The 23,631-nt window shown below is 66.6% G+C and carries 15 protein-coding genes and 2 other RNA genes; 9 read left to right on the top strand and 8 right to left on the bottom strand.

Features of this window, described 5'->3' with window-relative positions; translation table 11 throughout:
• The first annotated feature begins 788 nt into the window (after positions 1-788).
• Together AC1POX_RS19360 and AC1POX_RS19355 are read left to right on the top strand one after the other, a co-directional pair.
• Entirely contained in the window at positions 789-1,718 is a 930-nt protein-coding gene (locus AC1POX_RS19360; protein ID WP_218531715.1) for a hypothetical protein, read from the top strand.
• Entirely contained in the window at positions 1,715-2,080 is a 366-nt protein-coding gene (locus AC1POX_RS19355) for a hypothetical protein (protein WP_011346207.1), read from the top strand. Before AC1POX_RS19360 ends, AC1POX_RS19355 begins: the two co-directional genes overlap by 4 nt.
• 369 nt (positions 2,081-2,449) lie before the next feature.
• Here AC1POX_RS19355 and accC read toward each other — a convergent pair whose 3' ends face one another.
• From accC to cutA, 6 genes are all read right to left on the bottom strand, one after another.
• Entirely contained in the window at positions 2,450-3,817 is a 1,368-nt protein-coding gene (gene accC / locus AC1POX_RS19350; RefSeq protein WP_008571860.1) for an acetyl-CoA carboxylase biotin carboxylase subunit, read from the bottom strand.
• Positions 3,807-4,184, bottom strand: coding sequence for a four helix bundle protein (locus AC1POX_RS19345; RefSeq protein ID WP_228885150.1), 378 nt, complete (start codon positions 4,182-4,184; stop codon positions 3,807-3,809). The genes accC and AC1POX_RS19345 overlap by 11 nt, the downstream gene beginning before the upstream one ends.
• A 77-nt stretch (positions 4,185-4,261) precedes the next feature.
• A complete protein-coding gene (gene accB / locus AC1POX_RS19340; RefSeq protein WP_008571858.1) occupies positions 4,262-4,750 on the bottom strand; it encodes an acetyl-CoA carboxylase biotin carboxyl carrier protein in 489 nt (162 codons plus the stop codon).
• Positions 4,751-4,846: 96 nt separating this feature from the next.
• The gene (aroQ, locus tag AC1POX_RS19335) at positions 4,847-5,293 is read right to left on the bottom strand and encodes a type II 3-dehydroquinate dehydratase (protein ID WP_003483185.1); all 447 of its coding nucleotides are present in this window, start codon (positions 5,291-5,293) and stop codon (positions 4,847-4,849) included.
• Between the two features lie 844 nt (positions 5,294-6,137).
• The gene (locus AC1POX_RS19330; protein WP_029818519.1) at positions 6,138-8,453 is read right to left on the bottom strand and encodes a protein-disulfide reductase DsbD family protein; all 2,316 of its coding nucleotides are present in this window, start codon (positions 8,451-8,453) and stop codon (positions 6,138-6,140) included.
• A 5-nt stretch (positions 8,454-8,458) separates the two neighbouring features.
• Entirely contained in the window at positions 8,459-8,791 is a 333-nt protein-coding gene (gene cutA, locus AC1POX_RS19325; protein ID WP_008571855.1) for a divalent-cation tolerance protein CutA, read from the bottom strand.
• Positions 8,792-9,176: 385 nt separating this feature from the next.
• Between cutA and AC1POX_RS19320 the strand changes: the two genes are divergently transcribed.
• Positions 9,177-9,251: non-coding RNA, sX9 sRNA (locus AC1POX_RS19320), on the top strand.
• A gap of 4 nt (positions 9,252-9,255) precedes the next feature.
• Here the strand turns inward: AC1POX_RS19320 and AC1POX_RS19315 are convergent.
• Positions 9,256-11,046, bottom strand: a complete 1,791-nt coding sequence (locus tag AC1POX_RS19315; RefSeq protein ID WP_277574492.1) for an endonuclease — start codon at positions 11,044-11,046, stop codon at positions 9,256-9,258.
• 140 nt (positions 11,047-11,186) lie between these two features.
• Between AC1POX_RS19315 and AC1POX_RS19310 the strand changes: the two genes are divergently transcribed.
• The 3 genes from AC1POX_RS19310 to groL all read left to right on the top strand — a co-directional run bounded on the left by AC1POX_RS19310 (position 11,187) and on the right by groL (position 13,517).
• Positions 11,187-11,256: non-coding RNA, sX9 sRNA (locus AC1POX_RS19310), on the top strand.
• A 197-nt stretch (positions 11,257-11,453) separates the two neighbouring features.
• The gene (locus tag AC1POX_RS19305) at positions 11,454-11,741 is read left to right on the top strand and encodes a co-chaperone GroES (protein ID WP_003483210.1); all 288 of its coding nucleotides are present in this window, start codon (positions 11,454-11,456) and stop codon (positions 11,739-11,741) included.
• A gap of 135 nt (positions 11,742-11,876) precedes the next feature.
• The gene (groL, locus tag AC1POX_RS19300) at positions 11,877-13,517 is read left to right on the top strand and encodes a chaperonin GroEL (protein WP_011346211.1); all 1,641 of its coding nucleotides are present in this window, start codon (positions 11,877-11,879) and stop codon (positions 13,515-13,517) included.
• A gap of 113 nt (positions 13,518-13,630) precedes the next feature.
• Here groL and xopX read toward each other — a convergent pair whose 3' ends face one another.
• Positions 13,631-15,724, bottom strand: coding sequence for a XopX family type III secretion system effector (gene xopX, locus AC1POX_RS19295; RefSeq protein ID WP_372356493.1), 2,094 nt, complete (start codon positions 15,722-15,724; stop codon positions 13,631-13,633).
• Between the two features lie 501 nt (positions 15,725-16,225).
• Here xopX and AC1POX_RS19290 point away from each other — a divergent pair.
• The 3 genes from AC1POX_RS19290 to AC1POX_RS19280 all read left to right on the top strand — a co-directional run bounded on the left by AC1POX_RS19290 (position 16,226) and on the right by AC1POX_RS19280 (position 23,614).
• Positions 16,226-19,039, top strand: coding sequence for a TonB-dependent receptor plug domain-containing protein (locus AC1POX_RS19290; protein ID WP_029818524.1), 2,814 nt, complete (start codon positions 16,226-16,228; stop codon positions 19,037-19,039).
• 530 nt (positions 19,040-19,569) lie between these two features.
• On the top strand, positions 19,570-20,643 hold the full coding sequence (locus tag AC1POX_RS19285) for a 3-deoxy-7-phosphoheptulonate synthase (protein ID WP_338334647.1): 1,074 nt from the start codon (positions 19,570-19,572) through the stop codon (positions 20,641-20,643).
• Between the two features lie 793 nt (positions 20,644-21,436).
• Positions 21,437-23,614 carry a translocation/assembly module TamB domain-containing protein gene (locus AC1POX_RS19280; protein WP_338334646.1) on the top strand — a complete coding sequence of 726 codons (2,178 nt, stop codon included), beginning with the start codon at positions 21,437-21,439 and terminating at the stop codon, positions 23,612-23,614.
• Positions 23,615-23,631: the final 17 nt, after the last annotated feature.

Genomic DNA, 23,631 nt, shown 5'->3' with positions numbered 1-23,631 from the left:
GTGTCTTGCCCATGCGTGCGGTGAAAACTGCCTTGCTGATCAAGATGCGTCCGCCGCCAGGCAGACGGCTGCTGCTGGCGAATGGACGACTGCCCGGTGCGACGCTGCCAGACAGCGCATCTGCGGCTGGATGTGGTGCCCGGCGGATGGCTGTAGGCCGATGCCGCCACGCCTGGGACTGAACCGATGATGCTGCTGCGCAATCGGGCACGGGCTTGGTCGACGGCCGCGTCGAGCAACCAGGAAGAGGCGCTGCGTCTTTGCGAACACGCGCAAACGCGTGCGCAGACAGCTGCGTGATGTGCTGCCGTGTTGCGTACCGCCGTGCAGCGCGATGTGTGCGGCACGCTGCGTCCACCGATGACGCAACAGCGCTGCAGCTGGGCATCGCAGCGTCGGCGAGTGATGTTGCCAGAGGACAGGCTCGCTCGAAGCGGCGCTCTCCAACATGCGCTGCTATCGGATGCCCAACCGGCGAAGATCGATGCCGCATCCGGCAATCGGCAACCGATCAACTCAACCGCAAGCCACACGCAGCTGAGCAACACCGACACCACACCAACACCCAACACGCAGCACGGCAGAGCAAGCACCACAGCGCAGCACACCGCACAACCGAACGCATGCAGCGCGCCACTCACGTGCAGTCCGTTCAGGCCGTGACGCATGTCGCCCCCTTCCCGCCACCTCCACTGGCAGCGTCTGCTTGGCGGCGGCTGTGCGCGTGGGTGGGTGCTAGACTCCGCGCCGTCGCTGCGGGTGGTTCCGCAGCAGGGTCGCCGCCATCTATGCCGCTTGCTCGTGCCCGCCATCTCTGGCTGCTGCTCGCTCCCGCTGCGCTTGCGGCGGCCGCGTGGTGGTATGTCCGCGCGCAACCGGTCGAGCGTGATGTTGACCGCGCAGCGCCGGTTGCTGCACAGGTGGCGCCGGTCAGCGCTGCCACACCGCAGCTGCACGCGGCGGCCGAGCACGGCGCCGCGTTGCAGCTGCCGCATCGCGATGCGGTGGAAGCGCAGCCGGATCTGTATCGCTACGCGCAGCAATTGCAGCAGCAGGTGCGTGCCGGCGACGCACAGGCCGGGTGGCGGTTGAGCCGTGTCTACGATTACTGCGCGCCCTATGCGGCCAGCCCGTCCGGCTATGCCGCCGATAGCGCATGGATCGCCGCGCAACGCACGCCGGGAGTGGCAGCGATGCATGCCGCACGCGAGCGCCTGGCGCAGCGTTGCGCCGGCTTCGCCCCCACCGACGGGCTGAGTCCGCGCATGGTTGCGCAGCAACGCCTGGCCGCGGCGCGCGCCGGCAGCCTGGCCGCCGAGGCCGCCATGCTGGCGTTGGGCGAACCGTTGCACGCATCGCCCGGCTACAAGCGCGCGCTGGTACGACGCGTGCTGGCCTCGCGCGATCCCGAGGCCTATCTGGCCCTGGCCCCGGCGATGGGCGCGCGGGCCAGCGGCGATGACAGCCTGCAAGGCTATGTGGCCGGCGATCAGTTCGCCGAGCTGGCCTGGCAAGTGGCTGCGTGCCGGCTGGGGCTCGATTGCAGTGCCAGCAGCACCTTGGTCACCAGTTATTGCGCCAACGCGGGCATCTGCTCGCGCAACAGCGCACAGGATTTCGTGTCGTTCGTATTCGATGCCGCGGTGCCGCGGCAGGGAGCAGACAGGGTGGATGAGATGGTCGATACATTGGTCTCCGATGCGGGAGCGCAGTCATGAATTACCGTCGGTTGGCGCACGGCGCCAAGTTCTGGTTATGGGTGGCGTTGTTCGTGGCGTATTCGGCGGCGGCAGTGAGCATCGTGATGATCGATACCGCCGATCACCGGTACCAGCCGCTGTCGGTCAAATCCACCAGCGTTACCGGCGACGAACAGCAGCGACGGCGGGGCGCAAGCCAGGTCGCTGCGGTCTACCGCGCCAGCAGTGCCATGCCGTTTTCCACCTTGCCGGCCGGCTCCACCTTCCAGGTGGTGTGGCCGGACGGCTCCACCGAAACCATGACCGTGGTCGACCCGTCATCGGCCAGCGGCATCGTGCCGGTGCCCGGCAGCCAGCAGGCGCCTGCGCCGCGGCGGTGAGGGGTGCGGCGCGTTACATATCGACACGGCCGCAGCCGCTACGTCTCCGGTAGCGCAGGCGGCGAAGGCGGCTAGGTGCGGCTGCAGCTTCAGTCATTCTCATGTGTGCAGACGACCGAGGGTCTGCAGATCGGATCCGGCGCTGGCTTGCGCCATCCGGGCGTCGAACCCTCGGGCTCTGTAGGAGCGCACCCGGGCGCGACAGGGCTTTATCGGTAAGCCCGGTCGCGCCCAGGTGCGCTCCTACGCATAGACTGGCCGGCTACAGGGTTGGCGGCGCGACGCAGTGTCGGCGCGATGCACCGGGGAACAACGAAAAAGCCCGGTTTCCCGGGCTTTTTTGCTTCATCGATACGGCGGCAAGTGCGATCAGGTCAGCGCGATCGACTTGTTCTTGCGCTCGGCCAGGCGCTTTTCCAGGTAGTGGATGTTCTGCCCACCGGCCTGGAAGCCCTTGTCGCGCATGATGCGCTGCTGCAGCGGGATGTTGGTCTTGATGCCGTCCACCACCATCTCGCTCAGCGCCACGCGCATGCGCGCAATCGCGGTTTCGCGATCGGGGCCATGCACGATCAGCTTGCCGATCATCGAGTCGTAGTTCGGCGGCACCTTGTAGCCGCTGTAGATGTGCGTATCCACACGCACGCCAGGGCCGCCTGGCGGATGGAAGGCGGTGATCAGGCCCGGGTTGGGCATGAAGGTTTCCGGATCTTCCGCGTTGATGCGGCATTCGATCGCATGCCCGCGCAGCACGATGTCGCTTTGCTTGATGCTCAGCTTGTGGCCGGCGGCGATGCGCAGCTGCTCGCACACCAGGTCGATGCCGGTGATGCGCTCGGTGACCGGATGCTCCACCTGGATACGCGTGTTCATTTCGATGAAGTAAAAACGCCCGTTCTCGAACAGGAATTCGAAGGTGCCCGCGCCGCGGTAGCCGATGCGGATGCAGGCGTCCACGCAGACCTTGCCGATCTCGTTGCGCAGTTCTTCGGTGATGCCCGGTGCCGGCGCTTCTTCCACCACCTTCTGGTGGCGGCGCTGCATCGAGCAATCGCGTTCGCCCAGATGGATCGCACCGCCCTGGCCGTCGGCAAGCACCTGGATTTCCACGTGGCGCGGATTTTCCAGGAACTTCTCCATGTAGACCTGATCGTTGCTGAAGGCGGCCTTGGCTTCGGACTTGGTGGTTTCGATGGCAGCCTTCAGCGCAGCCTCCGAATGCACCACGCGCATGCCGCGTCCGCCGCCGCCGCCGGCCGCCTTGATGATCACCGGGTAGCCGATTTCGCGCGCGACCTTGGTGTTGGCGACGATGTCATCGCCCAGCGGGCCACCCGAGCCGGGCACGCACGGTACGCCGGCGGCCTTCATGGCGCGGATCGCTTCCACCTTGTCGCCCATCAGGCGAATGGTGTCGGCCTTGGGGCCGATGAAGATGAAGCCGGATTGCTCCACGCGCTCGGCGAAATCGGCGTTTTCCGACAGGAAACCGTAGCCGGGGTGGATGGCCTGCGCATCGGTGACCTCGGCCGCGGCGATCAACGCCGGAATGTTGAGGTAACTGTCGCTGGAGGCGGCCGGGCCGATACACACCGACTCATCGGCCATGGCCACGTGCTTGAGGTTACGGTCGACCGTGGAATGCACCGCGACCGTGCGGATGCCGAGCGTGTGGCACGCGCGCAGGATGCGCAGCGCGATTTCACCTCGGTTGGCGATGACGACTTTATCGAGCATGGGATTGGGGATTCGGGATTGGGGATTCGTAAAAGGCGCTGGGTTCGCGGAGATGTCGCGACTTTTCCAACGAGCGGATCAATGCGTTGAGCTTGGCAAACGTGCGATTCAGCAAGTCGGCAATTGCCGCATCGGGCGATGCGAACTGCAGTCGTGTTGCGATCTGCAGCTGCGTGTCCAGCTCCGCCAACGAACCACGCGCCATCGAGAGATAGCGCAGGTACTCGGCCGTGGAGCGATGTGCAGCTCCTTCGGCAATGTTGGATGGAATGCTGATCGCGGCGCGGCGCATCTGTGCCGTCAGCCCAAAGCGTTCGGAATCAGGAAAGTCGTGGCTCAGGCGATAGATCGCTTCGACGAGCGACATCGCGTCGCGCCACACCGTCAGGCGCTCGTGTGGTCGCTCTTGCGAATCCCGAATCACGATTCCCGAATCCCGGCGCTTCAGCCAATCACAAACAACGGCTGGTCGAATTCCACCGGCTGGCCGGTTTCGCCGAGGATGGCGACGATGGTGCCGGAGGCGTCGGCTTCGATGGGGTTGAACATCTTCATTGCCTCGATGATCGCCAGGGTATCGCCGACCTTGACCTGCTGGCCGACGGTGACGAACGCCGGCTTGTCCGGGGAGGGCGAGGTGTAGAACGTGCCGACCATCGGGGCGCGCAGCACGTGGCCTTCCGGCAGTGCGGCGGCCTGCTTGGCGCCGCCGGTGGAGGCTTCGGTGGGCGATTGCATCGGCATGGTGGCCGCGGCGGCCGGCGCCTGGACGGGGGCCGGCGCGTACTGCTGCTGCACCGGGGCGCTCAGCATGGCCGCGCCCTTGGGTACGCGCGCCAGGCGCACGCTTTCTTCGCCTTCCTTAATCTCGATTTCGGCGAGATTGGATTCTTCGAGCAGGTCGATCAGTTTCTTGATTTTGCGGAGATCCATAAGGGCCTCTGGAAGTGAAACGGTGGGGAGTGCCGGCGGATGCCGGCGGAATGGGATCAGGACGCCAGCGCGCTGGCCGAGGTCATGCGGCAGGGGTCATGCGTCGCGCTCCAGGCGCGCGATCACCGCTTCCAGCGCCAGCCGGTAGCTGTCGGCGCCGAAGCCGCAGATCACCCCGTCGGCCTTGTCGCTGAGATAGCTGTGGTGCCGGAACGGCTCGCGCGCGTGCGGGTTGGACAGATGAATTTCCACGAACGGCAGCCCCACGCCCAGCAGCGCATCGCGCAGCGCCACCGAGGTATGGGTGAAGGCGGCCGGGTTGATCAGGATGTAGGCGGTGCCGTCCTCGCGCGCGGCGTGGATGCGCTCCACCAGCACGTGCTCGGCATTGGACTGCAGACAGTGCAGCACGTGCCCGGCCGCCTGCGCGCGGTCCACCAGGGCCGCATCGATCTGCGCCAGCGTGGTACGCCCGTAGACCTCCGGCTCGCGGGTGCCGAGCAGGTTGAGGTTGGGGCCATGCAACAGCAGCAGATGGGCCATGGGATCCGGAAGAGCGGAAAGGCCGGAAGTCTGCGCGATGTCGCCGATGCTGTCCAGTTCGACGAACTTAGGTCTGTTTAAAACGGATGTTTTAAATTTCGAATGGTTTGGGCGGTGGCTAATGGCGGCGGGCAATGGCGTGCCGGAGGTCATCGTGCCGGCCTTGAATCGCCCGGACCGCTGCGAGCGGAACCGGCAGCCGGCCGTGCGCCTCCGGAGCGCAGCGTTTGCGCCTGGCGCGATGGAGGCAGCCGTCCCGGCCGGTTACGCGGCAACGGCTGCTGGCGGCATCCTCTCCTGTCGGGCGTCGGAATGTTGTGCCGGCGGCAGCAATTCGGTGAGTGCCCGGCTTGTTCATGGCAAGCGCGCAGGAGGTGAGTTGCAGCAGGGCCGCGATCTGCGTTTTGCGCGCAGATGCAGGCTCCCAACAACGTGGCGTCGGGCCGGACCGGCCGGCGTGCCAGATGAAGGGCGACCAGCGCGATCGACCCCCTCTGCTGCCTCGCTTCCCGCAGCTTCCCGCAGCTTCCCGCCGTGCAGGCCGCGGCCACGGTCGCCTGCTGCGCATCGCATGCATCAAGCGTTGGAGGTGCCAGGGGCACCGAACAGGCGAGGCCGCGCGCAGCCTGACGCCACCTATGCGCATGCCAACATCGGCCGGTCAGGTCTGCAGGGCGCCAGCAGCGCGGGGCGTGCAGACCCCGGCCAGGAGGGGCTAAACCCGCGCTTGGACCTGTCGCAACACGCCTGTGGCGCGGGTGTCGGCCCACACGGTTCGCAAAATCTTCGGCCTGGCCCGCCAACAGACGGCCGCCCAGGCCACCGGCCGCAGCGAAGGCGCGCCTTACCGCGCAGCGCGCAGCAAGGCGTCTTCGGTAATCGCGCCGGTCAGCACGGTCGGCAGGATCGCCGGCGGGGCGCCGGGGCCGTAGACCACGTACAGCGGCACGCCGACGGCCTGGTGCTGGTCCAGGAAGGTGCTGATGGCGGGGTCGACATTGGTCCAGTCGCCCTTCATGTAGACCGCATCGACGCGGCGCAACGCGTCGCGGAATTCGGCGCTGCTCAGCACGTTCTTTTCGTTGGCCTTGCAGGTCACGCACCAATCGGCGGTCATGTTGACGAAGACCACGCGGTTGTCGGCACGCAGGCGGTCCAGCAACTGCGGCGAGAACGCCACCACGCCCTCGGCCGCGGTGGCCGCCGGCAGGCTCAGGCGCGTGACCGCGACCACCGGCACCAGGGCCAGCACCAGCATCGTCGTGGCCAGGCCCATGCCCAGGCGGTGGCTCTTCCAGCGGCTGCGCTCGAAGCACCACAGCCCCAGGGCCAGCAGGGTGGCGCCCACCAGCATCAAGGCCAGCGCATCCACGCCGCGCTGCTTGCCCAAGACCCACAGCAGCCAGATCGCGGTGAGATACATGGGGAACGCCAGCACCTGCTTGAGCGTTTCCATCCACGCTCCGGGGGTGGGCAGGCGCCGCGCCAGCGAAGGCACGAAGCCGATCAGCAGGAACGGCAGCGCCAGGCCCAGGCCCAGCACCAGGAATACCAGCATCGCCAGCAGTGCGGGCGCGGTGAAGGCGTAGGCCAGTGCCGTGCCCATGAACGGCGCGATGCAGGGGCTGGCGACCACGCAGGCCAGCACGCCGGTGAAGAAGTCGCCCAGCGGCCCGTTGCGCGCGGCCAGCGACTGGCCGATGCCGCCCAGGTTGGTGCCCAAGGTGAACACGCCCGACAGGCTCAGCCCCACCGCGAACATCAGATACGCCAGCGCCGCGACGAACCACGGCTGCTGCAGCTGGAAGCCCCAGCCGGCGGCCTGCCCGGCGGCGCGCAAGCCGATCACCAGCCCACCGATGGCGGCAAAGGACACCAGCACGCCCAGCGAGTACCAGATCGCATGGCGACGCGCGTGGCTGCGGCTCTCGCCGCTATGGGCCAGGCCCAGCACCTTCAGCGACAGGATCGGCAGCACGCAGGGCATCAGGTTCAGCACCAACCCGCCAAGCAGAGCCAGCACCAGCATGCCCAGCAGGCCCTTGTCGGCATGCGGCGGCGGCGTGCGCTCCGGGTTGCCGGCCGAGGCATCGGCGACCGGGACGGCCGTGCTGGCGGCCGGCGCCGGCTCGACCGGTGCCTGACCGGCGGCCAGCGGCGAAATCATCAACGGCGCGGCCTGCGCCTGGTTCTGCGGCGACACGGTGCCGGCCGGTACATCCAGGGCGACGCGGCGGGTCATCGGCGGATAGCAGATCCCGTCGGTCTGGCAGCCCTGGAAGGTGGCCACCAGGGTCACGTGGGCCGGGTCAGGGTGGTCGCGCAGCAGCGGCAAGGTCACTTCGGCCTGGTCGAAATACACCACCACATCGCCGAAGTGTTCGTCGCGGTGCGCCTTGCCTTGCGGCCAGCGCGGCAGCCCGGTGCGCACGCCGCTGGCGCCTTCCAGGGCCAGCGAGGTGCGGTCGCGGTAGATGTAATAGCCCGGCGCCGGGGTGAAGCGCAGCAGCAGGCTGTTGCCGTCGCCGACGATGGCTTCGAAATTGAACGCCTGCTCGGCCGGCAGCGGCAACGCGTCCACCCCGGCGGTCTGGCCGGAGGCGCCGAACAGGCGCGGGGCGGCGTTGCGTGGCACCAGCGCGCCCAGGTTCTCGCGTGGCGCAGCGGTGGCCTGCGCCCCGGTGGCATCGGCCGCGGGCAGGTCGAGGCGGATTTCTCGCCGCTGCGGTGGATAGCACACGCCGGCATCGGCGCAGCCCTGGTACTGCACCTGCAGGACGGCGGTCTGCACTGCCGGGTCGGCCTTGCCGGCCAGGGTGGCCTGCAGTTGCTTGCGGTAGGTCTGCACCTGGCCGAAGAACTCGTCGTGCTTGCTCTCGCCTTCCGGCAGCGCCAGTTCGCCCGCGGCAAACCCCTTTCCGGCCTTGACGCTGATGCGGTGGCGATACAGGTAGTAGCCCGGTGCGATCTTCCAGTGCAGCGCGATGCGGTCGCGGCTGTCGGCGGTGGCGCTCAGCGCGAAGGCCTGGTCCACCGGCAGCAGGTCGGCTTCGGTTACGGCGGCCTGCGCGGGGGCGGGCGCCAGTACCGCCAGCGGCGCGGCGAGCAAGGGGGCGGCCAAGAGCGCGCAGCGGGCGATCCAGCGGGACAGAGACTTCATGGACGTCAGAATTCCTTGCGGGTTTCGGCCCGGACCCAATCGAGATACGCCGGCAGCCCGGCGCTGGCTTGGACAGCGACCGCCTCCGGCAGTTCATACGGATGCAAGGCCTGCAGCCGCGCGATGGCGTCGGGCAGGCAGTCGTCCCAGGTTTTGATCAGCAACTGCACCTCGGTGCTGCGCTCGATCGCGCCCTTCCAGCGGTACAGCGATTGCACGCCGGGCAATAGGGTGACGCAGGCGGCCAGCCGTTCGTCGAGCAAGGCCTGCGCAATGCGCTCGGCGCTGTCGGTATCCGGGCAGGTGCTCACTAACAAATGGAGGGAAGGTGCGCTCATTGGACCCGGCAGTGTAATCCCCTGTTTGCGGGGGATCGACCGCCGATTCCGGAACAAGACGTTAACTTCGTGGCCCCGGTGAGATGGCGTGCTCAAGCGACCCTGCGGTCAGCACGCGGCGCCTTGGATGGTTCCGGGTTCGCTTGCGCCCTGCCGTGCACGGCAGGGCGGCTACCCGGGTTCGGTCAATGGGGATCAATGCCGTGGCGCCTGCCGGCAACGCACGCCGTCTGTACAGACGCCCGGCGTCACCGGTTGGGGCAAGGCGCCCGGCGCGATCTGCTCCGGGCCCCGCGCCTCACCCGCCCGGCCGGTGCAGCCCAGGCCAACAGGCAACACGGTTGCGCTTGCCGCCAGGCGGGTGCGGGCGGGACCCGGAAGCGGCATGTACCATGCGTACAGTGCGGTTCCGAGCGTGCCGTTTACCCCGCCTGGCGACTGCGCGCGACGTGCGCGAGCCGGTCTTAGTTGGCCAGCTGGCAACTGGCCGGCTTGGCCGAGTTGAACAGGCTGGCGGTGGCCCATTCGGGGTGATCCACGAACGGGTTGCGGTTGCCCTGGAAGCTGAAGATCACCTCGTTGCGGGCGCGCTCGGCATCGTCCGGCGGGTCGGCCTGATGCCAGGCCAGCAGGGTGGAGAGCAGGCCCATGTAGGCCGGCGAGGCCGCGGTCTGCACGATCTTGCTGCGGTCGTCGGTCAGCTCCAGGTCCGGCTCGGATTGTCCGGTGGCCGCATCCAGCCCGCCTTCATAGCGGATGGCCATGTACATCACCGCGCGCGCCATGTCGCCCTTGCGCCGGCCCCACACCTCGAAGGTGCCGCTGTTGCCGTCGGGCGTGCGGACCCAGTTGGAATTGCCCGGATATCGCCCGCTGCCGCCGCCACTGCCGTCGTTGACCTCGGTCGCCCGCTCGCCGCAGCTGCTGGTGCAGGTGGCATAGGGCTTGTTGCCGCGGTCTGCGTTGAAGCTGGTGTCGGTCAGGTACAGCATGTGGGTGTCGGTATAGGGCGCGTACGGCAGGCCGCGGTCGCCGGTGGCGCTGCCAAAGCCCAGCGAGTTGGGCCAGGTGTGCTCGCGGTTGTAGGTGAGCCCGCTGCCGGTGCCGGCGCGGTCGCTGACCTTGGCGTAGCTGCGGTTGCGGTAGGCGTCCAGGATGCGGCCGCTGTTGTTGGGATCCTCGTCGGCCATTTCCAGGATGGTCCAGGTGCTGGTGCCGCTGCCGCTGTACGGGTAGACCGTGTGCCCCTTGATGGTGGCGTGCAACGAGCAGCGCAGCTGGCTGGCGCTGGCGGTATTGACCCGCGCGTAGTACCCGGTACCGCCGCCGCTGGCGGTGGCCACGGTGAAGGCGATGGACTGGTTGGCGGCCGGGCTCAGGCCGGTGGCATCGCGGATGGCGCTGGCGGTGATGGCCAGCGTGCAGCGCTCGCCGCCGACCAGGGCGGTGTTGGTGGACAGGGTGAAGCGGGTGCCGCTGGTCGGGTATGTCAACGCCACGTTGCCGGAGCTGGCGCAGCTCAGCGCAAACGCACCGCTGCCCAGCGTCACCGCTTCGCTGAAGCCCACGGCCAGATCGCCGGCAGCCGGAAAGCCGGTGGCGCCTTGCGTTGGTGTGGTGCTGCTGATGGTGGGAGCACCGGTGCTTCCACCGCCGTCGCTGCCGGTGAAGGTCTGGCCGCGGTTGCAGGCGCCGAAGGTCTGCGCCGCCGAGCCGGCCCAGCTGAAGTTGGCCGCGCTGCTGCCGGTACCGGTCAATTGCAGCGAACTGCCGACCGCGGTGCTGTTGCTCTCGCTCACCGGCAGGTTCTGGCTGGTCACGCCGGCCGCCGGGCCGCCGCTGCCGGTGATGGCGCCTTCATAACTGAGGAACTGCACCAGCTGCCCGTTGGGGTCGACCAGCGCCACGCCGTCGTTGGGGCCGTTCTGCACGCCGTTGCTGGCATAGCTCACCGTGGCCATACGCACCTGGCTGCCGCAGCTGACCACCGTGCCGGCCGGCACCGCCGTATTGGCGTACACCACTGCCGCACTGGGGCTGTTGCCGTTGTACAGGTAGATGCGGTAACCGCTCAGCGATTCGCCGGCAGTGGCCACCACTTCCACCCCCTCGCCGCTGTCGCCGGAGGCGCCCGCGTCGTCGTAGTGCAGCTCGTTGATGAAAACCGCCGCATTGGCGGAGGTGGCACCGAGCGCGAACGCGCAGGCCAGGGGAAGGGTGCAACGCAGGGACACGAAACGGGACGGCAACCTCATCGACAGCTCCTTGTGATCGGGGAATGCGTTCCCGACTGTAAGGCGCGCGCATGACAGGCGATGGAACCTGGTTCCATTTCTAGAGCATTGGACCAGACCGCTATACGCCTGCCAGGTGGGCGCGCCCGGTGCCCGTGGGCATGCACTCCATTCCGGTTCCTCCGCGATGTCCGCGCCCACCTGACAACCGCTCGCTCCGTTTTGTCGGCCGCCCCGGTGGTTCGGAAAGAAGCGGTCGGCGAAAAATTTTTGCCGCCAGCCCTTGAAAGCCGCCCGCGCAGCACAATCTCTGGCCCGCACCCGCTTGTCGGGTTTTTTCCGCGCGCTGTGCTGGCAGTCGTCATGTGCGAGTGCTAACATCGCCGATAATTTCCAGGCCAATCAAACACTTAAGAGGTCTTCTCTCTATGAGCATCAAGCCGCTTCACGACCGCGTTGTAGTCAAGCCGATCGAAGCCGACGAAGTTTCCGCCGGCGGCATCGTGATTCCGGACTCCGCCAAGGAAAAGTCCACCAAGGGTGAAGTCGTCGCGATCGGCGCCGGCAAGCCGCTGGACAACGGCAGCCTGCGCGCGCCGGTGGTCAAGGTTGGCGACAAGGTCATCTACGGCCAGTACGCCGGCAGCAGCTACAAGTCCGAAGGCGTCGAGTACAAGGTGCTGCGCGAAGACGACATCCTGGCCGTCATCGGCTGATAGCCGTTGCCGGCGGGATTCGGGAGTCGAGATTCGGGATTGGTCACCGCGGCTTGCCGCACCAATCCGCCTCTCCTCCGGATCCCGCTCTAGCCAATCCCCAATCCCCAATCTCAAATCCCGGAGTAACAACCAATGGCTGCTAAAGACATTCGTTTCGGTGAAGACGCACGTACCCGCATGGTTCGTGGCGTCAACGTGCTTGCCAATGCCGTGAAGGCCACCCTGGGCCCGAAGGGCCGCAACGTCGTGCTCGAGAAGAGCTTCGGCGCGCCGACCATCACCAAGGACGGCGTTTCCGTCGCCAAGGAAATCGAACTGGCCGACAAGTTCGAGAACATGGGCGCGCAGATGGTCAAGGAAGTCGCTTCCAAGACCAACGACAACGCCGGCGACGGCACCACCACCGCCACCGTGCTGGCCCAGGCCCTGATCCGCGAAGGCGCCAAGGCCGTGGCCGCCGGCATGAACCCGATGGACCTCAAGCGTGGTATCGACCAGGCCGTCAAGGCTGCGGTCGTCGAGCTGAAGAACATCTCCAAGCCCACCACCGACGACAAGGCGATTGCCCAGGTCGGCACCATCTCGGCCAACTCGGACGAGTCGATCGGCAACATCATTGCCGAAGCGATGAAGAAGGTCGGCAAGGAAGGCGTGATCACCGTTGAAGAAGGCTCGGGCCTGGAAAACGAGCTGGACGTGGTCGAGGGCATGCAGTTCGACCGCGGCTACCTCTCCCCGTACTTCATCAACAACCAGCAGAGCCAGTCGGCCGACCTGGACGACCCGTTCATCCTGCTGCACGACAAGAAGATCTCCAACGTGCGTGACCTGCTGCCCGTGCTGGAAGGCGTGGCCAAGGCCGGCAAGCCGCTGCTGATCGTCGCCGAAGAAGTCGAAGGCGAAGCGCTGGCGACCCTGGTGGTCAACACCATCCGCGGCATCGTCAAGGTCGTGGCCGTCAAGGCGCCGGGCTTCGGCGACCGTCGCAAGGCGATGCTGGAAGACATGGCCGTGCTGACCGGCGGTACCGTGATCTCCGAGGAAGTGGGCCTGGCGCTTGAGAAGGCGACCATCAAGGACCTGGGCCGCGCCAAGAAGGTGCAGGTCTCCAAGGAAAACACCACCATCATCGACGGCGCCGGCGACACCGCGGCGATCGAATCGCGCGTGGGCCAGATCAAGACCCAGATCGAAGACACCTCGTCCGATTACGACCGTGAGAAGCTGCAGGAGCGCGTGGCCAAGCTGGCCGGTGGCGTTGCAGTGATCAAGGTCGGCGCCTCGACCGAAATCGAAATGAAGGAAAAGAAGGCACGCGTCGAAGACGCCCTGCACGCCACCCGTGCAGCCGTCGAAGAAGGCGTGGTCCCGGGCGGCGGCGTGGCCCTGGTGCGTGCGCTGGTGGCCGTGGGCGAGCTCAAGGGCGCCAACGAAGACCAGACCCACGGCATCCAGATCGCCCTGCGCGCCATGGAAGCCCCGCTGCGCGAGATCGTGGCCAATGCCGGCGAAGAGCCGTCCGTGATCCTGAACAAGGTCAAGGAAGGCAGCGGCAACTACGGCTACAACGCCGCCAATGGCGAGTTCGGCGACATGGTCGAATTCGGCATCCTGGACCCGACCAAGGTGACCCGTTCGGCACTGCAGAACGCCGCCTCGATCGCCGGCCTGATGATCACCACCGAAGCCATGGTGGCCGATGCGCCGAAGAAGGACGAGCCGGCGATGCCGGCCGGCGGCGGCATGGGCGGCATGGGCGGCATGGATTTCTGATCCACGCCACTTCGGCTGTTGCAGCAAAAAAAACCCCGCCCAACGGCGGGGTTTTTTTATGCGCGTCGCTTGCGCAGGCACGCGGCAGTTGCCGATGACCGGCGGCCGTACCGTCAGGACGAAGGTGCAGTGCTGGCTGCGGCCTGATCCGGCGACGGATGGGTGCGCGCAGGCGAGCGTTGCTCAGGCGATGCGCTGGCTGCGGCGAGCGCCTCCTCCTCGTTTGCCTCGGTGATCTCGGTGATGGTGACGCTGCTGGCGGGCCTGGTCTGCGCGCCGGCGTCCTCGATCCCCTGCAGGGCGCTATCGGCAACGGTCTGCGCGTACTCCTGCGCCTGTTCCGGCGACAGGCTTTGCACATATCTGGCGGTGTCCTGCACGTGCTGGATGAGTTCCTCGGGCGAGGACGGCATGCGGGTTGCGAGCGCGGTACCGTCGGGCCCCCTGAAGACACGCATGATCTGACCGCCGCCCCAGTTCATCGCCAGCTCTGCGCCACGCGCCATGGGGCCGGGCATGGTCATCGACATCAGCGACATGATCGCGCCGGCGTAGTAGGGCGATGAGGACGAGGCTTCGATCAGGCTCTTGTCTGCGAAGGTCTTGGACAATTTCTCCACGCCCAGGGCCAGCGCCATGACCAGGCTGCCGGAGCACATGGCCTTGAAGCGTTCCATGGCGTCCTGACGGGTCGCATGTGCGTTGACCGCCGATTGCATCATCACCGCCGTCACCACGACCGAGTCGGCCAACAGATCCACCGTGCCGATGCGATCGGGCTGGATCAGGTAGACCGTCAGCCCGGTCACTCCGGCTCCCAGCAATGCCAATGCCAACTTGGGGGCGATGTCGTGGTTGGTCACCTGGCGCGGGAGGGTGGCTGGCTGGTCCTGGTCCACTTGTAGCGCAGCGCTCAGTCGCTTGCTGCATCGGTCCAGGGTCTCCAGCAGGTGCGTGCACTGGGCATTGAGCGTGCGGGTCAGCTCGCGCCCTTGGCTTGGGTCGGTGAAGTCGCGACGTGCCTGTTGAAACGCTTCCCGGCCGTGCTCCAGAGCGGCGCAGATCTCGTTGAGTTGCGTGCGCAGTTGCGCGCTGACCTGGCCGGGCGTCAGGCGTGCACGCAACCGCTGCGCCTGGCTCTGAAAGCCGGCGTTTTCTGCAATGCCGGCGCCCAGATGCGACAGCTTGTGCTGCAGCCGGTTGCCCAGCACGTTGAGGCTGTTCCAAAGGAAGGGCGTCAGCACCATCGCCGCGCATGCCGTCGATGCGGCCGCGGCAAATCCCAGGTTGTTTTCCACTGCTTCGGCTTGGTGCCGCATGGAGGGGGTGCCGAATTTCTTGGGCAGTTCGGTGGTGAGAAACAATCCGTTGAGCAGAACGGAATAGAAGTGCATTTCGTTGGCGTCGCGCCCCAGCTGCCCGCCCATCAGCGGGAACGGAAGCCCGTCGGCGGTGGGGCGCAGTGCAGATGCCGAGAGCGTCATCACGCCCTTGGTTGCCGCGGCGATGGAATAGGCGAAGGTCTTGGCCTGGTTGCCCAGCAACGGACTGGGGACCACCAGGGGCCAGAGATTGACCAGGTTGGCCAGCGACTTGAGCGCCCGCCCGGTCGCAGGTGTGCCGTGCTCCAGCGGCTGCAGGGCGTCTTCCACGGCCTTGATGTCGCCGAGCAACTGCTGCCTGAAGCGTGCTTCCAGGCCGGTTGCCGCTTCGATGGCATCGCGCAGCTGCGTGATCTGTTGGCGGCACGCGGCCAGAGTGTGCGGGGCGCTCTGTTCCGGGTCGGTGTGACGCACCATCTGCAGGAATGCGGGATCGTCCGCATGGATCTGCAGCATGGTGCGCAGGTCCGCCAGCGACCAGAGATTGGACGCCCCCTTCGATACCGCAGCGTAAGCCTGCTGAACGCCGCTTGCCAGTGCGGCGTTTGCGCGTGCGGCAAGTGTTGCGGCGGTGGACGGGCCGGAGGCGCGTTCGGGTGAGTCGGCCTGCGGTTCGGTGTCGTGCGAAGGCACCGGCGAAGCGCCGTGCTCGGAGTCGGCGCTGGATGCGCGCGAACGGCTGCGCGGAGTGAGCGCAGCCAGGCTGGGGTGGAGCGGGGTTTGCGTCGGCGATGTGGCGTCGGCGACGGGGGCATTGTCGGTATGGATGTCGTGCAATGGCGCCAGAGAAGAGGGGCCTGCGGTTTGCTGTTTCTTGATCTCCATGGTGGGTTTCCTTGATGAGGGGGAGCGGCCAGCGCGTACTGGCTGGCGCGCCTGCATCATTCGAACAAGCCTGCCCGGCCGGCCTAACGCGATGCGAACTACTGCGTTGCAGGAAGAACCAACCAGGCAGGACGATGGCAACTTGTGATCGCATGACCTGTTGCCAGCTGCGCAGGGTCGAGTGCGCTGGGAGCGCAATCATCGCAGTGAGGGCAGCCCCAGCCTGCCGGATAGTCGATCGCCGTCACACTCCGCGACCACCTGTTGACACCGATGTCATCGCAGCCTTAGCGTCGCTGGGCAGGCGTTTGCGCCGAGCGGTCGGGGGGCCATCGGACAAGGGGCAGCGGTGCACGCATCGCTGGCAGGCGTCGTTGCAGCGCATTGCCACGCCGGCCACGTCCGGCCTCTCCCGGGGATCTTATGAACTGCCGCAGTCATCGCCTTGCCTTGTCGATTTCCGTCTCCCTTGCCGTGACTGCCGCGTGCGCGCCGCCGCTCATGGCCCAGCAAACCGAACCCGATGCCACGCGCGCCACCTCCACGCTGGATGCGGTCAGCGTCACCGGCTCGCGCATCAAGCGCGCGCAGGTCGAAGGTGCGCAACCGGTGGTCACCATCAGTGCGCAGCAGATCCAGCAGGAAGGCTTCGCCACCGTCTACGACGTGCTCAACAGCATGAATCAGCAGGGCTCGGTGGAAGCCGATACGCAGTGGGGCTCGCATACGCCCAACGCCTCGCCGATCAATCTGCGCGACCTCGGGCCGGGACGGACGCTGTTGCTGGTCAACGGGCATCGCGTGGCCGATTACCCGCTGCCCTACGGCGGCGAGAGCAACTTCTCCAACTACAGCAATATTCCTTCCGCTGCGGTGGAGCGCATCGACATCCTCACCGGCGGCGCGTCGGCGATCTACGGCTCCGATGCAGTGGCCGGCGTGATCAACGTGATCCTCAAGCGCGACTATCAGGGCGACCAGGTGCGCCTGCGCGGCGGCACCGCCACCGAAGGTGGGCGCGACAGTTTCGACGTGTCCTGGGCCGGCGGGCGCACCGGCGAGAACTGGAGCCTGACCTACGCGCTGCAGGCCACCAAGCGCGACCCGTTGAGCGGGCGCGATCGCCCTGAAATGGACGATTCGGACGACATGTCCTATTCCAACTGGACCGGCCAGAACCGCCTGTACGGCTTCAATCCGTTCACCGGCTTGAGCCTGATCGACGCCAATACCAACGAGCGCCTGGCACCGCCGGCCGGCACCTGCGCGCGCTTTGGCGGTGAGTTCATCGACGGGCAGCGGCTGAGCTACAACCAGAACACAGGCGCGCTCACCAATGCCGGCGATTACTGCGGCGTCGCGCGCGATTACGGCGACTGGGGTCTGGTCACCGGCAGCGAGGATTATTCGGCATATCTCTACGGCACCTGGAAATTCGGCGAGCACACCGAGGCTTGGGCCACGCTGTCTGCCAACCGCAGCATCGGCCGCTGGACCTACGACCCGCCGTACGCGTACCTGGGCCCGTTCCAGGACGCGGCCACCGGGCGTTCGTTGAACCTGATCCGCCAGCTCACCCGGCGCGAAGCCGGCGGCTGGGACCGGCTTGCCAACTACAACAAGGAGCAGTCCTGGGATCTGAGCGCCGGCTTGCGCGGCGTCTGGGCCGACCGTTTCGATTGGGAATTGAGCGTGGGCCGCTCGCGTTACACCGTCGACGAATACATTCGCACCGTGGACACCGCGCGCGCCACCGACTACTTCCTCGGCAGCTCCCTCGGCACCGCCGCCGATGGCACGCCGATCCATGCGATCAACGAGGCGCGCCTGTACACGCCGCTGTCGTCGGACCAGTACGACGCGCTGGTCGCCAAGTCGCATAACTCGGCGTATTCGTGGGTGAATCAAGCCAGTTTCAGCGTGAGCGGCGATGTGGTGCAGGGCTGGGCCGGGCCGATCCGCTTCGCCACCGTGGCCGAAGTGGCAAAGCAAGGCTATCAACTCTCGCCCGACCCCTGCGCCAACGAGTGCTACCCGGTGGATGTGGTGGACAGCGGCGGTGGCGAACGCATGCGCAGTTCGGCCGGTCTGGAATTCCAGATTCCATTGCTCTCCACGTTGAGCGCGAATGTGGCCGGCCGTTACGACCGCTACGGCAATTACCGTTCTTCGGCCGCCATCCCCACCGATGTGGGCACGCAGAGCGACACCACCTGGAGCGCGGGCCTGGAATGGCGGCCGGTGGAAAGCCTGCTGGTGCGCAGCACCGTGGCCACCAGCTTCCGCGCACCCGACATGCATTACGTGCTTGGCGAACCCAGCTCCACCAACCAGACGGTGATCGATCAATACCGCTGCATTTCCTCGGGCGCGTATTTGACCGGCGGCTGCAACGACGAGAACAACAACATCTTCTACACGGTGGACGTCAATCGTCGCGGCACCCCGGATCTGCGCTCGGAAACCGGCCGCTCGTTCACCGGTGGCGTGGTGTGGGACATCGCCCAAGGGCTGTCGTTGAGCGTGGATTACTACCGCATCCAGCTGGAGGAAATGATCAAGGACCTGGACCGCGATGAGATCCTGTCGGCCGAAGCCGGCTGCCGTACCGGCACTACCATCAGCGGCGGCACGTGGAATAACCCCGGCGGCGCGGGCTATTGCGACACCATCACCTCGCGCGTGATGCGCAATGCCGACGGCACCATCGCTAGCATCGAGCGCGGCCCGATCAACCTGGCGCAGATGGAAACCTCCGGCATCGATGCGTCGCTGAAGTATCGCCTTGCCACCGCAGGCTGGGGCAACTTCCAGCTGTCGCTGGACTACAACAATCTGATCGCCTACCGCGAGCAGATCTACCGCACCGACAGCGACGAAAACCGCCGCGACGAACGCGTGCGCAGCCGCGTGCGTGGCAGCGTGCATTGGGACAACGGCGGCGCCTGGGACTGGACCGTGTATTTCCGCCGGATCGGCTCCATGCGCGCGGTCAACTGGGGCACCTGCGAACGCTTCGACGACGGCTATCAACCCAGCGCCTCCGATGCGTGCCTGGTGACCGACACCGCCAACGTGCATCTGGGCGAAACCAGCAAGCGTTACTTCGGCCGCGTGGGCCCGGCGATCTACTGGAACCTGAGCACCGGCTACAAGATCACCGACCACGCCAAGGTCAATTTCTACGTCAACAACGTCTTCAACGAAGTGGGCTACGACCACAAGGAACGCTTCTACGGGTACGGCTTCTACAACACCACGCTGTTCAACCCGATCGGCCGCGAAGTGGCGGCCGAATACGTGTTCACGTTCTGAGCGAGTGCGGCGCTTGCGCACGCCACGGTGGCGGCCGTGGCGTGCGGGCGTCTGGTGTCTGCACTGCTTCCGGCAGGGCCGCAGGACCTGGCGAGACGACCAGCTCGATCAGCGCGTCATCGATTGTTTGCATCGCGCCGATTGGCGGCAGCGCCATCGTCACCCGTTGGATTGGCGGCCGCCGCGGTAACCTGTGCCGACTTCACCGCTGCGGCCGCATGCATTTCAACGCGGGGGTGTGCCGGAGCCCGTGGAAGGGCGTTCGCGTCCACCTGTGCCCGGTCCGTTGCCGATGAAACAGTGGCAACGCGCAAAAGTGCGTGGTATCAATGCATCCCATGAACGCACCCCGCAGCCAGTTTTATTTTTGGTACTACGGTTTTCCGATGCCGCTGGCGGAGGAAGGATTGCGCTCACCCTGAAGGCAACTTCAGCAGCATTCCCGAAAAGCCGCCAGCGCACACCTGGCGGCTTTTTTGTTGCCGCCTCGCCTGGCTCCCCGATGCAACACCGCCCACCGAGACACTGTGATGCCGCCTGTAACCGATGACCTGCGTATCCGCAAGATCGAAGCCCTCGCACCGCCTGCGCAACTGCTGTCGCTGCTGCCCTGCGATGAGCGCGCCTCCGAAACCGTGACCAATGCGCGCGCCGCGCTGCACGACATCCTGCATGGGCGCGACGATCGCCTGGCCGTGGTGATCGGCCCCTGCTCGATCCACGACCCGGTCGCGGCGATGGAGTACGCACAGCGCCTGCGCCCGTTGCGCGACCAGTTCGGCGACGCGCTGGAGATCGTGATGCGGGTGTACTTCGAAAAGCCGCGCACCACCATCGGCTGGAAGGGCCTGATCAACGATCCGGACCTGGACGGCAGCTTCCAGATCAACAAGGGTCTGCGCGTAGCGCGTGGCCTGCTGCGCGATATCAACAATCTCGGCCTGCCGGCCGGCGTGGAATTTCTCGACATCATTTCGCCGCAATACATCGCCGACCTGGTGGCCTGGGGCGCGATCGGCGCACGCACCACCGAGAGCCAGGTGCATCGCGAAATGGCATCCGGGCTGTCATGCCCGGTGGGCTTCAAGAACGGCACCGGCGGCGACGTCAAGATTGCGGTGGACGCGGTGGGCGCGGCCTCGCATCCGCATCATTTCCTGGCCGTGACCAAGGACGGACACACCGCCGTGGCAGCGACGGCGGGCAACCCGGATTGCCATGTGATCCTGCGCGGCGGCAAGCAGCCCAACTTCGATGCGGCCCATGTGGAAGCGGCCAGCCAGGTGCTCAATGCATCCGGCCTGCCTGCGCGCCTGATGATCGATGCCAGCCACGCCAACAGCAGCAAGAATCCCGAGAACCAGCCCAAGGTCGTCGAGGACATCGCCCATCAGCTGGAAAACGGCGAAACGCGCATCGTCGGCGTGATGGTGGAAAGCCATCTGGTCGGTGGGCGTCAGGACCTGTTGCCGGTGTGCGAACTGACCTACGGCCAGAGCATTACCGACGGCTGCATCGGCTGGGACAGTTCGGTGCAGGTGCTGGAACGCCTGGCGAGCGCAGTGCGCGCACGGCGCATGCGCCGGATTGCCGAGGCTGCGTGAGTGGCGACGCAGCAGCATCGGCAGAACATGTGCTGATGCTGCGTGGAGCATCGCCAACACGGAATGATTGCCAGGCAGCGCGTTGGCTGGTCTGCGGTGAGCGTGAGGCCTCGCGCGTCCCCTCATCCGGCGCTGGGGGTCATCTTCTCCCGATGGGAAAAGTGTCTTGCGGCTGGCACGCGCGTCGGTGCAGCGGGCGTCGGCAACTGCGCAGGCGATGAAGTGGATGCGCCGAACGCTCGTCCACGCCTCACCGAGGAGAGAAGGCACAGCTGGCGCGCCGATCTCGTGCAGGTGCAGCACGTTCAAGGTGACGCGCGGCGGTGCCATCGGCGACGACGCTCAGCGACGACCAATGGCGACATTGATCGGCTTTGGCAGTGAGCGCAGGCGTCTGGCAGGCCGCTGCAGGCCAAGAACGTCGGGCCGGCGCAGGGAGCCGGCCCGACGGATTGGACACCACCCAGTGATGGCCCGTTTCGCTCAGTGACAGAAGGGGGAGAGAGCCTTCCTGGCACAGGAAGCGAGCGGGCAGGACCGTTATCCACCCGGCACGTGACCCTGCGATGTCGCTGCATGTCGTGCGCAGCAATGAAGTTCGAGAAGCGTTAAACGCCGGGATTGCGCGATTGCAGCGGTTCAGCGCATCGCCGGCGCAGCACCGGTCACCGGCCGCGCGCCAACTTCCAGGCTCGCCGCCGATTCCCGATTCCCGCAACGGCACCAGCCTTGTTCACGCGTCGCGGTCAGCGCAACCGGGATAGTGGCGGCAGACTCTTTCCTGCCTTTGCCCATGCCCTCACTTCGCGACCGCTTCCAGCGCTGGCCACGGCCGTGGCGTCGTGCAGTGGGCGTGGTGTTGGCGCTGTACGCGCTGTATCTGCTGGCCGGCAACCTGTATCTCAATACCCCGCTGTTCGACGCCAGCACCAATCGGCAACCGCACAAGTTCACCATGCAGACCGGCCCGGCAGTGACGCTGTTTCCGGGCGAGGTCATCGCCTGGAACGTGCGCATGCGTGGGCAGGCCAACCGCACCGTGTACGTCTTCCACGCCGACCGCGCACATGCGCGTATCGCCCTGCTGGCCTTGTTTCGGCGCGAAGTGCGGCTGCCCTGGCTGCATGCCACCGGCGTGAGCGCAGAAGTGGAAACCTCCGATACGCCGATTCCGCCACCGCCGCGGGGCAACCAGGGCTGGACGTTGCGCTTTGATGCAATCACCAGCAACAGCATTCGCAGTGCCCGCCTGGGCAAATTGCTGATTGCCGGACAAGGGCACGGCAAGGTCGGTTTCCTGAAGCAACTCAAGGGCGGGCCGTCGGAACTGTTTCCTTCCGAAGCGGGCTTTACCGACGCGGTGGTCAGCTACGACGGAGTGCAGGTGTTCAACGGTGCGCAGCTGGATGCGCAGTTCCAGTTTCCACGCCATTACCGCGACCAGGCGCCGGGCTTGCGCAAGCTCGGCATCACCGCCGCACGGCTACAGCTCAAAGCCAATTCCGTGGCGCTGAAGATCGACACCGGCGCGCCGCATGTGGACATCGGCAGCGGGCCATCGGCCGCGCGCGTGGAGGCCGATATCCGCCTGGCCAGCGGCGCGCTGCAGCCGGGCAGCCGTGCGGTGTGGCGGCTGCCATTGCTTGCGGGCGTTGGTGCCACCGACCGCGGCATGCTTGCGCTGCAACTGGACGTGGCGCAGGACATCCGCGTGCAGGCGCGGCTGCCGCGCGATGAGAAGACCGGCAGCGAGCTGCACGCCGATCTGCGCGTCGCCGGGCGCAGCGTTCCGTTCGAACGGCCTGCGCAGCTGTTGCCGCGCCTGTCGGGGCAGGTGCGTGGGCGCTGGAAGTTCGAATCGTTGAACTGGATCGCCGAGCTGTTCGTGCGCAAGCCGTGGTTCCAGCTGGAAGGTGGCGGTCTGGTCGAAGCGGACCTGCGCCTTGCACGGGGCCGGTTGAGTGCCGGCAGCACGCTGGACATTCCGCGCGTGGAGGCCGTGGCGCAGGTATTTGACACGCGCCTGGCCGGCGTGGCCAAGGCGCATGGGCGCATCGACGATGCCGCCACCCCGCAGGCGCATCTGGATGTCAGCATTCCCACCTTCAAGGCGGCGCCACGCGATGCGCCCAAACAGCTCCTGCTGGACGGCCGCGATCTGCAACTGGCCATGCATGGCGATGCCGAGCTGGCCCGCCTGAGCGACACGCTCAAGGCGCAGCTGCGTTTCAGCGATGCGCGTGTGCCCGATCTCACCGCCTACAACCGCTATCTGCCGGGCAATAACGTGCGCCTGCTCGGCGGCAGCGGCAGCCTGACCGGCGATGTGGCGCTCAATGCCTCCGGCGATGTCGGTAACGGGCATGCGCATCTGCGCGGGCAGGGCGCGCACCTGGCGTTGGCTGGCGTGCAGATGCGCGGCGATGCCGAGTTGCAGGCAACGCTGCAGCGCGCCGACTTCAAGAACAAGTTCTTCGACCTCAGTGGCACGCGCATACGCCTGCGCAACACGCGCGTGGGCGACGACGATAAAGACGCCGATTGGTGGGGCGAATTGCAAGTGGGTGCCGGCACCATCCAGGCCGAGGCACCGTTCCAGGTGGATGCCGAGGCAGCCCTTCGCATGCGCGATATCGCACCACTGCTCTCGGTGTTCGCCCAGCGCGCCGACTATCCGCGCTGGGTGCTGGGTCTGCTGGATTCGGGCGAACTGGATGCGACCGGCCGGCTGCGTTGGCGCAAGCAGCAGCTGCTGATCGACGACCTGCATGCGGAAAACGCGCGCTTGTCGCTGCGTGCGCGGCTGGCCTTGAACGATGCGCAGCGGCGCGGCGATCTGTATCTGCGCTGGGGTGTGCTGGGTGCCGGCATCGAACTCGATGGCAAGCAGCGGCAGTGGCATCTGGCCGGCGCGCGCCAGTGGTATGACGCGCAGCCCGCACTGTTGCCGGCGGTCTCCAAAACCAAGTGATGCGGCCGCTGGCGTGA

It is taken from the genome of Xanthomonas sp. NCPPB 3442, from assembly GCF_056725145.1.
Note: the sequence above shows the minus strand (reverse complement) of the source record. Positions and strands in the feature narration are given on the sequence as shown.